Genomic DNA, 12820 nt, shown 5'->3' with positions numbered 1-12820 from the left:
AACATAGTTGGACCTTGTCAAGAAATATTGTAAGTTGTGATCTTCAAGGGAGGAGGCTTACTAAACATTGCCGTGAATAAAATTACACTGATGGAGCAGTGTAAGCCATTTGACATGGCCAATTTTGCGGTAAGCCTGGAAAGATGGAGGAAGAACTATGGTTATGTCTATCAATAGTCCAGCTTTGCCAACTGCGGATAATAATGACACATGGATTGGTTTTTCCAGTATCGGACCGATGGCCGTTATCAACGGCACCAATGGCAATGACACGCTGCGTGGAACGGAACAGAGCGACACGATCAACGGCAATGCCGGCGAAGACGTGCTGTATGGGCATGGCGGAGACGACACGCTCAATGGCGGCGGTGGCGGATCGGATTTTCTGGACGGTGGTGACGGGGACGATTGGCTCAATACGGACGTTGGCGATCAATTGGGGGACGACGCGCTCTATGGTGGCGCCGGAGATGACATCCTCAACTCTGGTTATGGCAACGACAATCTGCATGGCGGCGACGGCGACGATGTACTCATCAGCGGCCATCCAAGGCTCAACTCCGGGACGTCTGGCGACACAGATGGCGACAGGCTCTATGGCGACGCCGGGAACGATACGCTGATCGGTAGTGGCATGAGTGATTCCCTTTATGGTGGTGCCGGTGATGACGTGCTCATGGGTGGCGGCGGGCAGGACGTATTGTACAGCGATCCGGGCGCTGACGTGATGGATGGTGGCACCGGCAGGACACTGGACTATCTCGACTACCGCAGTTCCGACGCAGCAGTCACAGTTTAATCTGGCAACCGGTATGGGACATGGCGGGCATGCGGAGGGCGATTTCATCCGCAATATCGAGGTCATTCGCGGTAGTGCCTTTGGCGATACGATGATTGGCAATGATGGCGATAACAAGCTCTACGGCAATGAAGGCAATGATACGCTCAAAGGTGGCGGCGGTGAGGATCATTTGATCGGCAGTGAGGGCAACGATATCCTGCAAGGCGGTGATGGCGATGATCTTATCGAGGGAAGGGAAGGTGCCGATCAGATCGATGGTGGCGCGGGGCAGGATACAATGGTTCTCTATTCCTTTGAGGACGTGCCAGGTGGCGTGACCGTCGATCTGGCGGCTGGCACTGCCTCCGGTGGCGCAGTTGATCCGGGTGACACGTTTCGCAACATAGAGGGTGTCAATGCAACCCAGTATAACGACTTCCTTTACGGCGACGAGAACGACAATATTTTCACCGGCTATGAAGGCGGCGATATTATCGATGGCAAAGGCGGTTCGGACACCGTCGTCTATAATGGCGCGTGGATCGGCGGCGATGGGAGCGGTTACGGGGTTGGCGTATCGGTCGACCTTGCTGCAAGCCGGGTCTCCGGTGCCGCCGCCTCCTATGACAGAATTACCAGCATCGAGAATGCCATCGGATCGGTTTACCGTGACGCGCTGGGGGGGAGCGATGTCAGTAATTACCTCTCCGGAAGAGGCGGAAATGACAGTTTGTCCGGTGAGGGTGGCGACGACGTTCTTGGCTACAAGAAGGACAATTGGGGCATAGATCTCAATGTTACCAATCTGTTCGATAAAGACTATGCATCGGGCTGCCAGGGGCTCCTGGTCTGCTCATACGGTGAAGGACGCAAGGCCCTGCTCAAGGCGCATGTCACGTGGTAGTGCTCCCGCATGTGTAAGTCGCGCCACATTCCGAAGAGAACTGCTCGCAGGCGCCTACGGGCGTCCCGCGGGCTGGTCCTGCGGAAATTTGTTGTCATGGATGACTGCCTCGGCCCGCTCGAGATTGTCTCTCACCTCGAAACCGATCCAGTGACCGTCCATAAGATGCGTTTGCCTCGCACAGGCGAGGAAATAGTTTCCGGCCTGCTGAGCAACAAAGTTGAGTTGTCTCCGCTCATTGGTTTTGATTCCCTCGGGCGGATCAGTATACGCGCCCCAGATAGCATCCTTGGCCGTCAACTTCACCGGCATTTCTGACTGGGCAAAAACCCTGGTCACCATCAGGCTATGCCGGAAAGACAACGATCCATTGATGAACGTGACCTCTACCGACCAATTGGCCGGGACGATAATCGTGAGGTTCCCGCCCCAGTATCCGTTGAAGTCGATAATGTCGGTCCGGATGTTGTCCCTGCGGTACCGTTCGACCTGGTTCCAATCGGCAACAATCTCTATAGCCACCGTTTTGTCTGCGGGAAAATTCTTGATCCAGCTCGGGACGAAAGGCTTCCCGGCCAGTGCAATTCCAGCCAACAATCCCAGAGCGGTGAAGGCGAGAAGGGCAATGTGGGCATAGCGCGCCATTGCAGCCGGATCTCCTCCTGAGGGCAGTGGCCGGGCATATGCGACCACATGCGAAGTCGACCAGGCCAATCTCGTGGCGATGAGAATACTCTCGAAATTAGCGCCACACCAGCAAGGCCCTGATGCGCGGCTATGAAGTCGAATGCATTTCGACCCTTGACGATTGACCGGATGCCGGACAGCTTTTGCGTTCATACGTTAGTTTGCAAAGTGGTCAGGCCACACTTTCCAGCACGTCGCGGAAGCGAGTGAGATCGTATCGCGCTGGGCCGCGCGGCGCCGGCGCACGAATGGAGCTGGTGTCAACGGGCGCAAACTTTTGGGAAAAAACCACCGCCTCAGTCCGGTTTGTCGCGTTGAGTTTCCGCATAATTTGCGAGATGTACACCTTGACCGTATTTTCCGACAAATCCAGCTCGCTGGCGATGATCTTGTTCGGAAGCCCCCGTCGCAAGGTCGCCAGCACCTGCTTTTCGCGCTCTGTGAAGGCTACCGTCGGCGCGTTGATCAAGGCGAGTGGTTCATCGACCTCTCCATTGGCGGCCGGCATTGGCAGCGAGTTGATTGCGTCGGGCGAAGCCGGTACCGAATTCACACAATTCCCGTCGTCGATAACCATCGATCGCGGATAGTAGGCACCACCGGCCAGAATCAGGCGGATGGCCGCGAGAACGACTTCGACCGGCGCGGTATTGGTCGTATAGCCCTTCACGCCGAATCTGGCGACTTCTGAAACGGTGGTATCGGTTATCAATGCCTCATCGAGCTGGGTCAACAACATGAGCGATGCTTCTGGCAGCAATCGGTGAATGTAGGCAAGATTTACCGATGCCCACTGATCGGTCAGGTTACTGTTTTCTACGTTGAGAACAGCGAGATTGATATTTTCCCCAACGATGCCAACCAACCCGTCCGAAGTGGCAACATCGTGGATGGCGACTTCAGGAAGGTCTCCTCTCAAGGTGCGAGCAAGACAAGTTCGCGACCAGGTCTGGCTATCGATAATAACAATTGAAGCGTGTCCACTGGCAATACGGCGCAAATTGTTGAAGCCGTGCATTTCGGCAGCAAATGAGCCTGACATTGATCCCCCCTATGCTTCCAGATTGCTCCATGCAAACTGCGAAGTTCATATTTTTACTTTATAGTACCGCTGCGGTGGTCGGGTGCATCGATCCGGCACACCCAAAACGGGTGCTTTCGACCCTTTCCTGGTTGCGTGCACGAAATCTTTTGTGCACCACAAAACATGCGACAGAACCATATAGTGCATCTGTCACCCCAGCGTGAAACCAACGTGAATGGCTGAACAGTAAACAGGTGCGGGTTACACGTCCGCTTCTGGTTCATGAAATCCGGTCCGTGACTGACCGTGTTCTTCATTGTGAAAGGTCCGCCAGAATTGCCGAAAACGGCGACACAATACCCGTCGCGACAGGTAAAGCCGCGTTTCGTCGCGAATTCGCAGGATCGTGGATTGGTTGTCGCGAGCATCCGGTTTACGCCTGCAGTGCATCAATTTCGCGCGTTCGGTTTAATAGATTTGCAATGGGACCGTTTCATAACGCACGCATGGAACAGTCACCGAACTATTACCGTACTGGCCTTGCCAGCATGCTAGGTGTCTTCCTCAAAGTGTGCGGTTGGGTTGATTGGCATATTCCCTCGCGGTCATTTGATCTCCCAAGTCGTGTTATGCGGGATGTCCATCGCAGTGTAGCCGCCGGGACCAGACAGGGCCGGCATTGCTATGCAAGCGAATGGCTCACTACCAGTAATTCCCGCGTACTTGCCGGTGCCGCCGGTGATGATATGGGTGCCACAACCCATTTCTGGCTGGGACTTGTCGAGGTCGCGAGTATCAAAGGTCGAGAAAATCTTGTCGCCGTCGCTATCGGCCAGCACGCAGGCGCCGTCGATATATTTCTTGTCGCCCGTCGCAACGCTCAGCGCTGTGCAATGTGCTGACATCTTGTCGAACATCTTTTCTCCCTTCATGTTCTCGGTGGTGCCGACCGCCTCGAGCGAGGTGGCCGTACCGAGCTCGGCAATGTCAATGTTCATCAAAGGTCGAAAAATGAAGTGCGTCACATAGGGCGTCGTTCCCTTCTTTTCGATCGCCTGTCCGAGTACAATCCCCGGGGCAAAGGCCATGAGAACTCCGGCGAGAATCGCAGATTTGATCAGCGTCCTTGCCGCGGAGGGTGCAGCGATTATGCTCAGGTTTGCGGGTTTCATTGGTTCCTCCCTTGACTGCGGATGCGCCGCGGCATCCTCGGTGAAATTTGCAATGCGATCAGCCTGCGCAGCCGAAACTGGCATTTAATGTAGAAAAACCAGCGTCATTGTCGTCATTGTCTTCACCGGGTATTGCGATACCAGTGTTTTGCAATCCCGTTGTTTCATCCAAAGTAGTGGATTTGCTCTCGATACGAATGATTGACATCGTAGCGCGCCCTGTCATAACACCGTGACCCAGCCCGCCTTTGCGAGCCGCACGGAACCTTCGCGCGTAAGCAACGCACGTCAGCAAAAAAGCCAAAATCGCTCTAATCGATTGAATTACAACGCATCTAGACACAACTCAGCGCTCCGTAAGATCACTTACTGACGGTCAGCTTCGAAATATCCAAGATGTACGCAAATACGCAGGCAGCACTGCTGCCTCGTTTCCCATGTTCTGCTCAGAAGTCACCCTGATGACAACGTCGAAGAATACTTCCTCCGACAGTGCCGGAGATTGCCAGGAAAATGCGATGGCAATCTGTGAAAATCATGGCCACCCCCACGCGTCAACGCGCGAATTTCTCCTCAACTTTTAACTATACTACGAATTCGTTGATAACGGAACTTGTGGGCGGTTAGCCATTTCGATGTAGGAATTGGAGCTCCTGCGCTGATACCATGCAGGACCAGTCGGATCATTTGATAGGCTGAATGCACCATTGACGCCTACATAATATTGCTGATCGGTGCAAAACTGGGACTGCATTATGTTGATGTTCAATGAACATCAACATGGCTCGCCCATATCTCACCCGTTACTGATGGGACGAGCCATCCGGGAAAAAACCACCGCAACCACGCGACCGGCAAGTTTGACACGAAGGTCAGATAAGGCCAAGCCTCAATCATTGCCATGGTCGTTGAGCGGCCGATCCTCGTCGTACAGAATGCGCTCCGAAGCTCCGTCGAGATCGTCATACTGACCGTTCTTGAGAGTCCAAAGGAACAATGCGAGCCCGGCGAAACCCAGGGCAAGCGAGACGGGGATGAGGAAGAAGTATCCGCTCATCGTGTTACGTGCCCAAATTCAAAATGCTCATCGCCGTCGGATGCCGGCCCGGCTCTCAAGCGCAAGGCATTGGCGACGACAACGATGGACGACAACGACATGGCTATGGCGGCGATGAACGGTGTTGTGTAGCCAAGGATGGCAACTGGCAGTGCCAGCATATTGTATCCGATCGCGATTGCGAAATTCTGCCGGATCAGTCTGCCTGAGTCTCTCGCAATCCGGTACGTGAGGAGAACACTGCCCATCCCATCCCTCAGAAATACGAAATCGGCATTGTTGCGGCCCATATCCGCTGCGCTTGCCGGTGCCATCGAAACATGCGCCGCCATGAGCGCGGGAGCGTCGTTCAAACCATCGCCAACCATCAGAACTCTGCGCCCGGCCTTTGTCAGCGTCTCGATACGAACGACCTTGTCCGCTGGCAACATTTCCGCAGTGTAGCGAGGAATGTTGAGCTGTAGGGCTATATCGTGCACAGCCTGTTGGTTGTCACCGGACATGACCTCAACGGCGATACCCGAGCCAAGCAGGTTTTCGATAAGTCCGCGTGCACCCGGCCGGACCGTATCGGACAAGGCAAATGACGCGAGTTTGCTTCCCTCACATGCAAATGTCGTGTCGGACAGGCGTGCCGACTCATGGGGGCAGGCGAAAGAAGCGCGTCCGAGGCGATAGACACGCCCCTGAAGCACGCCTTCGATACCTAGGCCTGGATATTCTCTGACCTGCTCGAACTGCGGTGCGGTGTCGGTCAGAGCCAAAGCCGCATCGACGATCGCAAGGGCGTTGGGGTGACGCGAGTTGGATGCCAGTTTCCCCGCCAGCGACAATGTGGCTGGATCAATCGTCCCCGCATTTGTCACCTGCATCTGCCCGAGTGTAAGGGTTCCGGTCTTGTCGAAGACGACGGTGTCGATTTCGTTGAGGCGCTCGAGGGCCGAGCCATCCTTGACCATGACGCGATTTTCGAACAGGCGGCGTGCCGCCATGACCTGCACCATGGGAACTGCTAGTCCGAGCGCGCAGGGACAAGTGATGATCAGCACGGCGATGGCAACGGTTGCAGCCTCGTGCATGTCACCCCGAAAGAACATCCATCCGATGAAGCTCAGCAACGATGCGGTGTGAACGGCGGGCGCATAATATCGGGCCGCCCGGTCTGCGATACGCTGATAGTGAGATTTTGCGGATTCGGCAGCTTCAATCAGCCGCGACATTTCGGCGAGAAAGGAGTCTCCGGCAGCGGCACACGCCTCGGTCTTGATCGATCCAGTGATGTTGAGTGTCCCCGCTTGGAGCTTTGACCCGGGCTGGACTTGCCGCGGGGCGTTTTCGCCAGTGACAAGCGAACAATCCACGTCAGAAACGCCATCGATGACGGTACAGTCTACAGGTACGCGGTCGCCGGGCAGAAGCAGCAACTTCATGCCGGACGTGATCCGTTGCAGCGGCAGATATTCCAGCCCGCCCTCCGGGCGGATTACCAGTGCCCCGCGTGGGGAAAGCACTGCCAGACCCTTGACGGCGCTTCGCGTCCGCTCCCGCATAACATGATCCAACGTGCGTCCAATCAGCAGGAAAAACACGAGCGAGGTGGCAGCATCGAAATAGGCGTGTTCATAGCCGTGATAGGTGTCGTACACACTAAGGGCAAACGCCATGATGACGCCGATGGAGATCGGCACATCCATGTTCGTCTGCCAATGCTTCAGGCTGCGCCAGGCCGACAGGTAGAAGATGCGCCCTGAATAGAGCAGGGTTGGCAGCGCGATGCCCGCGCAGATCCAGTGGAGCATGGCTCGGGTAGATTCGTCCGCGCCCGACCACACCGATGTCGACAGGGACATGATATTCATCGATGCGAATGCCGCTACGGCAAGCGCTTTGATCATGCCCGGAAGTTCGCGATCCGTACCGGTCGCCGCGTTGTTGTCAAAAAGGTATCCCTCATAGCCGAGCTTCTTCAATGCCATGATTGCGTCGGGAGCAACTTTGCCTGCCCAGCGCAGGGAGACACGCTTGTTGGTCAGGTTAACCCGAGCGTGCTGCACGCCTGCAAGTTTGGCAGACCCCGCTCGATCCTGTTGATACATCCCCCGCAATGGATGGAGGGAACCGATATCTCGGTCTGGAAAACGCCTCCGCCAACTGGCCTGCTTGCCAGTTTGAACTCCTCCAACGCGTTGCCCGGTGGATCCGGATGGTCCAGCGAGACAGCGGAAGGTGCGGGCGGACAGCAGCTCATCACACTAATCCGGATCCCGCATTGATACATAAGCGTGCCAGGTGGCGTGCCCGAGCAGCGGAAATACGATGACAAAGCCCAGCATTGCGGTCGCAAGGCTGAGCAAGGTGAACAGCAGGACGATAGCGCCCCACAGCATCATCACCGGAAGGTTGTTCCAGACAATGCTGATGCTCGTTCCCATTGCTGTAAAGGCGTCAAATCTCTTGTCGAGGACCATGGGGATGGAAAAAACACTGACTGCAAAGGCGAATGCGGCGAAGACACCGCCGATGATAATACCCACAACCAGCATCGCGATACCGACCGGGGTTCCAAACAACATTTCGACGATATGGTCCATTCCGGGGAAGGGCCGCCAGCCGAAGAAGAGCGCATATATCAGCACCGCCGCGCGCATCCACAGCAGCATAAGTCCCATAAGCACCGCACCGACAAACAGCACATGCTGTGCCGTGCCTTTCTCCGGCACGATCATCGAGGCAAACGTGACCGGCAGCCCTTTGGCGAGCCGTTGGCTCTTCACATAGAGTCCCGTTGCGAGGGCTGGACCAACGACAAGAAAGCCCGCCAGAGCCGGAAAGAAGGCAAAATCCAGCGAATAGAACATGAGACTGCACACTATGGCTAGTGAAACTAGGGCCACCCCAGCACCATACGCAAGGCTCGGCATAGGGATGGTCCAGAGATCCCTCCAACCTTCGGCAATCCATGTGAAAGCCTGGCTAGCCGCCATGTGCCTGTTACGGTCGACTGCCTTCGGCAGTGGTGGAACAGTCGCTGGTATCTTCATCTGCAGCCTTTCCCCGGCCAAAAAGTGGCCGGCACCGACCTCAGCCTAGCATGCGGATTTTGCCGCGCGGAACGTGCCCGGTTCATCACCTTTTTCCTTCAGATGTCCGACGCAGTCAGGTCGGGACTGCATGGCAACATACACAAGATGAACATTGCCAATCACCACGATGGCGATGATTGAAGCAACGGCAACGGAAATGACAACCCTTGGCCCGAACAGCATGCCGTTCATGATCCGGCTCCCACCGCTTGCTTCCTCATATCAAGCACATAGAGCGTCAGTATCTTGATCGCCGCTGGCGACAATCGTGCACCCCAGTTCGGCATATGACCCTGACGGCCATGGTAAATCGAGCCGTACATGTCCTGACGCTCTCCGCCGTATATCCAGTATGAGTCCGTGAGGTTTGGTGCGCCCATGTCGGTCAATCCCTTCGCATCCTTGCCGTGGCATGCTACACAATTGGCCGCAAAAACAGCCTTGCCTTGCTCAACCTGGTCCTTGTCCAATGGTGCAGCGGACCCGGTCGCGGACAGCGACTGGACATAGCTTGTCACCTGTGAGATCTGGGGAGGGGTAAGCGTTCCATCGCGACCGAACGCCAGCATCTGCGACACCCGCGTGTTCGGATCGGTGCTGTTGATCCCGACTGTGATCGTTTGCAGGATCGCTTCAGGACTGTCTCCCCAGAGCATCGGCGATTGCGCAATGTTGGGGAACCCGCGTTGGCCCTTCGCATCGTGACCATGGCAAGCAGCGCAATTATCGCCGAACAATGTGCGTCCGTTCTCGCGCACGATACGCATCAGCTCCGGGTTGGACAGGATCGCACTGAAGTCCTGGTCCTCGATACTCGACATCCACGGGGAACGTTCGGCCTGGGCTTCAGCTACAGAATTTGCGACCACATTCCTTTGATCAATACCGAGCACCCCAGGGAAGTAGCTGGTGACAAAGGGCCAACTCGGCATCAGAACCGTCCAGACAAGACCCAAGGCAGCGGTAATGATCAGGGACAGTATGACTACTCGTGGAACCGGCGTATTGAGCTCGGTAATACCGTTCCATTCATGGCCGGTCGTCATATGGCCCGTGAAGGGATCGCGTTCGCCTACGGACATGGCCTGTCCTCTTCGTCGGAAACAACCGTATTTGCGGCTCTTTCAAACCTGTGTTTATTGCCGGGCCAGAACGCATAAATGAGCACGCCGATCGACATGGCAATCAGGTAGAATAGCCCGAAGGATTTGGCGATATGCGTCAGGGTCTCATGATCGATCATATCACTCTACCTCGTCCTGGGGCAGTTGGTGCGCGACTTCGGTAAGGCGGCCGACCACCTGCAAATAAGCAACCAACGCATCCATTTCCGTGACCTTCGACAGGTCGGCATCGAAGAGGGCCACATACGTTTTGTCGCCGTAGCGGGTAGCGACACCGGCCGCGAGGTCCGTATCGGGATTTGCCTGGCCGATGGCATCGTTCGAGGCGTTGGCGATCATCTCATCCGTATAGGGAAGGCCGACATCGCGGAGCGCGGCAAGATGCCCGCCCAGGTCCTTCGTCCTCAGGAGTTTTTCGGACATCCAGCGGTAGGCTGGCATGTTGGACTCCGGCACAACATCGCGGGGATTGTTGAGGTGAGCCACATGCCAATCGTTGGAATACTTGCCCCCGACCCGGGCGAGATCGGGTCCGGTACGCTTCGATCCCCATAGCATTGGGTGATCGTATTGGGATTCAACTGCCAGCGAATAGGGGCCGTAGCGCTCCACCTCGTCCCGCAACGTCCGGATCATCTGCGAATGACAGGCATAGCAGCCCTCGCGAATGTAGATGTTGCGTCCAGCAACTTCGAGCGGCGTGTAGACCCGCATATCCGGTGCTTTCTCCACTGTTTCATCAATTGTGAACAGGGGGGCGATTTCCACGAAGCCCCCGATGCTGGCAACCACGAGAATAGCAACGACGAACCCGATGGCATTGCGCTCAAGTCTGTAGTGGAGGTTGAACATCAGCTATTCTCCTGCCTGAACAGCAGAGGCTGGTTGCCCAACCAGCGGAATATCTGAAGCCGATTCCGTTGCGACGGGTCTCGGCTCCCGGATGGTCATCGCTATATTGTAAAGGGCGATGACCGCTCCGATCAGGAACAACAGACCGCCAAAGGCTCTGGCAATATAATAGGGATGCATGGCGACGAGCGAATCGACGAAGGAATAATTCAAGGTCCCGCTGTCGTTGTAGGTGCGCCACATCAGCCCCTGAATGATGCCCGAATTCCACATTGCGAAGACGTAGATGACCGTTCCAGCCAGGGCCAGCCAGAAGTGCCACTCGACCAGTCTGGCCGAGTAGAGGGCGGGACGCTTCCACAACCACGGGGTGAGAGCGTAAAGCGACCCATAGGAAATAAGGGCCACCCAGCCAAGCGCGCCCGCGTGAACATGGCCAACGGTCCAGTCCGTATAGTGAGACAGCGAATTGACCGCGCGGATCGCCAGGAACGATCCTTCGAATGTCGTCAGACCATAGAAGATGGCCGCGAGCATCATGAAGCGCAGGACCGCATCGTCGCGGACCTTGTGCCAGGCCCCGTTGAGCGTAAGAAGGGCGTTGCCTGCCGAAGCCCAGGACGGGACCAGGAGGACGACCGAGAATACCATTCCAAGTGTCTGCACCCAATGCGGAAGCGCCGTGTAGTGGAGGTGATGCGACCCAGCCCACATGTACATGAATGTAATGCCCCAGAAGCTTATGATCGACATCCGGTACGAATAGATCGGACGGCCGGCCCGCTTGGGCAGATAATAGTACATCATGCCGAGGAAGCCGGCGGTCAGGAAGAATGCTACAGCATTGTGCCCGTACCACCATTGCGTCATCGCATCCTGGACACCGGAGAACAGCGAGTAGCTCTTGGCATGGCCGAGCGAGACCGGAACCACCAGATTGTTGACGATGTGAAGAAGGGCAATCACCAGGATGAAGGCCATGTAGTACCAGTTCGCCACATAGATATGTGGTTCGTTGCGGCGCATCAGCGTGCGGATATATATCGAAAAATATACGACCCAGACAATGACCAGGAAGATGTCCGCATACCATTCCGGCTCAGCGTACTCCTTGGATTGGGTGATGCCCATCAGATAGCCGCTTGCGGCGAGCACGCAGAACAAATTGTAGCCGAAAAGGACGAACCACGGACTGAACTGATCGGGCAACCGTGCTCGGGTCGTGCGCTGCAAGACGTGCAATGACGTCGCAATGAGTGCGTTGCCGCCGAATCCGAAGATGACGCCACTCGTATGAACGGGACGCAGACGGCCAAAGCTTGCCCATTCTGTATCGAACGTCAGCTCCGGCCAGGCGAGGAGGGCCGCCACCCACACGCCGATGAGCATGCCGACAACGCCCCAGATTAGAGTCAGGACAATGCCGGCTTTACTGGGGTCATCATAATACTCAGACAGGCGGGAAGGCGAAGGCTCAGGCGCGCCATAGGCGCGGAGCAGGGCGATGATCCCGGCCATTCCGCTCAGCGCGATAATCCAGCCATGCGGTCCGATAAGATCGTCGCGGCCGGCGACCGCCATCGCCATGCCGAACAGTACCAGCAGGAGAAACGTCAGCGCCGCAAGGACGCGCTCGGTCCCGGTGAGTTGTGAGATCATTCCGAATTACCCCCGAGAATGATGTGCGCATCTAAATCGCAGCCGCGAGGCGTAGAGACCATTGCAACTCGTCCAACGCATTCACTTCACGGTATACCTGCAATCCGTGAAAGCATTTCCTATCATTGGCTGTCGGTGAAGTACGTTACTGTAACAAACGGTCAGCAGGATAAAATGACTGCGACGCCTGAGCAGAGAAGGCGTCGGATACTCCCAGTCATTGCTTGGATTTGCAGCGTATCTCTGACCTTCAAGCGGTCAAAGTCTATGATGTCGTTGCGAGGATCGTTGCCCGGCTACCGTCGCTTCGAGGTTGGGGGTAGCCAACTGATCCGCAACCGCCAATATGAGAATCCTTATAGTAATTTTATATCTTTCATATTCATCCCGTCTCGAATTGATATGCCCCTTTGAATGATACTCCGCGCAATCAGTGAGCTTGAGCAATAGCGCTTTGGCAGCTGATGAGATTCATTT

General features: G+C 56.0%; 14 protein-coding genes. 2 read left to right on the top strand and 12 right to left on the bottom strand.

Annotated features, from left to right (window positions below; translation table 11 throughout):
* The first annotated feature begins 163 nt into the window (after nt 1-163).
* Together CU102_RS30845 and CU102_RS15110 are read left to right on the top strand one after the other, a co-directional pair.
* Entirely contained in the window at nt 164-799 is a 636-nt protein-coding gene (locus CU102_RS30845) for a calcium-binding protein (protein ID WP_208113832.1), read from the top strand.
* Between the two features lie 13 nt (nt 800-812).
* Nucleotides 813-1685 carry a calcium-binding protein gene (locus CU102_RS15110; RefSeq protein WP_166648426.1) on the top strand — a complete coding sequence of 291 codons (873 nt, stop codon included), beginning with the start codon at nt 813-815 and terminating at the stop codon, nt 1683-1685.
* 54 nt (nt 1686-1739) lie between these two features.
* Here the strand turns inward: CU102_RS15110 and CU102_RS15105 are convergent, their stop codons facing one another.
* From CU102_RS15105 to ccoN, 12 genes are all read right to left on the bottom strand, one after another.
* Complete coding sequence (locus CU102_RS15105) at nt 1740-2330, bottom strand: sulfocyanin-like copper-binding protein (protein ID WP_106711922.1); 591 nt, start codon at nt 2328-2330, stop codon at nt 1740-1742.
* 214 nt (nt 2331-2544) lie between these two features.
* The gene (locus tag CU102_RS15100) at nt 2545-3390 is read right to left on the bottom strand and encodes a response regulator transcription factor (RefSeq protein WP_245425353.1); all 846 of its coding nucleotides are present in this window, start codon (nt 3388-3390) and stop codon (nt 2545-2547) included.
* 611 nt (nt 3391-4001) lie between these two features.
* Nucleotides 4002-4568 (bottom strand): hypothetical protein, encoded by a 567-nt coding sequence (locus CU102_RS15095; RefSeq protein ID WP_106711956.1) that lies wholly within the window; start codon nt 4566-4568, stop codon nt 4002-4004.
* 58 nt (nt 4569-4626) lie between these two features.
* Nucleotides 4627-4776, bottom strand: coding sequence for a hypothetical protein (locus tag CU102_RS29890; protein WP_166648427.1), 150 nt, complete (start codon nt 4774-4776; stop codon nt 4627-4629).
* Between the two features lie 681 nt (nt 4777-5457).
* On the bottom strand, nt 5458-5625 hold the full coding sequence (ccoS, locus tag CU102_RS15090) for a cbb3-type cytochrome oxidase assembly protein CcoS (protein WP_106711921.1): 168 nt from the start codon (nt 5623-5625) through the stop codon (nt 5458-5460).
* Entirely contained in the window at nt 5622-7721 is a 2100-nt protein-coding gene (locus tag CU102_RS15085; RefSeq protein WP_208113833.1) for a heavy metal translocating P-type ATPase, read from the bottom strand. The genes ccoS and CU102_RS15085 overlap by 4 nt, the downstream gene beginning before the upstream one ends.
* 156 nt (nt 7722-7877) lie before the next feature.
* Nucleotides 7878-8666 (bottom strand): DUF2189 domain-containing protein, encoded by a 789-nt coding sequence (locus CU102_RS15080; protein WP_106711920.1) that lies wholly within the window; start codon nt 8664-8666, stop codon nt 7878-7880.
* A 45-nt stretch (nt 8667-8711) separates the two neighbouring features.
* The gene (locus CU102_RS15075; protein ID WP_106711919.1) at nt 8712-8900 is read right to left on the bottom strand and encodes a hypothetical protein; all 189 of its coding nucleotides are present in this window, start codon (nt 8898-8900) and stop codon (nt 8712-8714) included.
* A complete protein-coding gene (ccoP, locus tag CU102_RS15070; RefSeq protein WP_106711918.1) occupies nt 8897-9790 on the bottom strand; it encodes a cytochrome-c oxidase, cbb3-type subunit III in 894 nt (297 codons plus the stop codon). The genes CU102_RS15075 and ccoP overlap by 4 nt, the downstream gene beginning before the upstream one ends.
* Nucleotides 9781-9951 (bottom strand): cbb3-type cytochrome c oxidase subunit 3, encoded by a 171-nt coding sequence (locus CU102_RS15065; RefSeq protein WP_106711917.1) that lies wholly within the window; start codon nt 9949-9951, stop codon nt 9781-9783. Before CU102_RS15065 ends, ccoP begins: the two co-directional genes overlap by 10 nt.
* A 1-nt stretch (nt 9952) precedes the next feature.
* The gene (ccoO, locus tag CU102_RS15060) at nt 9953-10684 is read right to left on the bottom strand and encodes a cytochrome-c oxidase, cbb3-type subunit II (RefSeq protein ID WP_106711916.1); all 732 of its coding nucleotides are present in this window, start codon (nt 10682-10684) and stop codon (nt 9953-9955) included.
* Nucleotides 10685-10687: 3 nt separating this feature from the next.
* Entirely contained in the window at nt 10688-12343 is a 1656-nt protein-coding gene (gene ccoN, locus CU102_RS15055) for a cytochrome-c oxidase, cbb3-type subunit I (RefSeq protein WP_106711915.1), read from the bottom strand.
* Nucleotides 12344-12820 lie beyond the last annotated feature (477 nt).

It is taken from the genome of Phyllobacterium brassicacearum, from assembly GCF_003010955.1.
Classification (GTDB): Bacteria; Pseudomonadota; Alphaproteobacteria; order Rhizobiales; family Rhizobiaceae; genus Phyllobacterium; species Phyllobacterium brassicacearum.
Note: the sequence above shows the minus strand (reverse complement) of the source record. Positions and strands in the feature narration are given on the sequence as shown.

Coding starts and splice junctions, on each gene's coding strand:
- CU102_RS15095 (WP_106711956.1), bottom strand. CDS start 4,568: ATGAAACCCGCAAACCTGAGCATAATCGCTGCACCCTCCGCGGCAAGG.
- CU102_RS15100 (WP_245425353.1), bottom strand. CDS start 3,390: ATGCACGGCTTCAACAATTTGCGCCGTATTGCCAGTGGACACGCTTCA.
- CU102_RS29890 (WP_166648427.1), bottom strand. CDS start 4,776: ATGTCAATCATTCGTATCGAGAGCAAATCCACTACTTTGGATGAAACA.
- ccoS (WP_106711921.1), bottom strand. CDS start 5,625: ATGAGCGGATACTTCTTCCTCATCCCCGTCTCGCTTGCCCTGGGTTTC.
- ccoN (WP_106711915.1), bottom strand. CDS start 12,343: ATGATCTCACAACTCACCGGGACCGAGCGCGTCCTTGCGGCGCTGACG.
- CU102_RS15080 (WP_106711920.1), bottom strand. CDS start 8,666: ATGAAGATACCAGCGACTGTTCCACCACTGCCGAAGGCAGTCGACCGT.
- CU102_RS15065 (WP_106711917.1), bottom strand. CDS start 9,951: ATGATCGATCATGAGACCCTGACGCATATCGCCAAATCCTTCGGGCTA.
- CU102_RS15085 (WP_208113833.1), bottom strand. CDS start 7,721: ATGTATCAACAGGATCGAGCGGGGTCTGCCAAACTTGCAGGCGTGCAG.
- CU102_RS15105 (WP_106711922.1), bottom strand. CDS start 2,330: ATGGCGCGCTATGCCCACATTGCCCTTCTCGCCTTCACCGCTCTGGGA.
- CU102_RS30845 (WP_208113832.1), top strand. CDS start 164: ATGTCTATCAATAGTCCAGCTTTGCCAACTGCGGATAATAATGACACA.
- CU102_RS15075 (WP_106711919.1), bottom strand. CDS start 8,900: ATGAACGGCATGCTGTTCGGGCCAAGGGTTGTCATTTCCGTTGCCGTT.
- CU102_RS15110 (WP_166648426.1), top strand. CDS start 813: ATGGGACATGGCGGGCATGCGGAGGGCGATTTCATCCGCAATATCGAG.
- ccoP (WP_106711918.1), bottom strand. CDS start 9,790: ATGTCCGTAGGCGAACGCGATCCCTTCACGGGCCATATGACGACCGGC.
- ccoO (WP_106711916.1), bottom strand. CDS start 10,684: ATGTTCAACCTCCACTACAGACTTGAGCGCAATGCCATCGGGTTCGTC.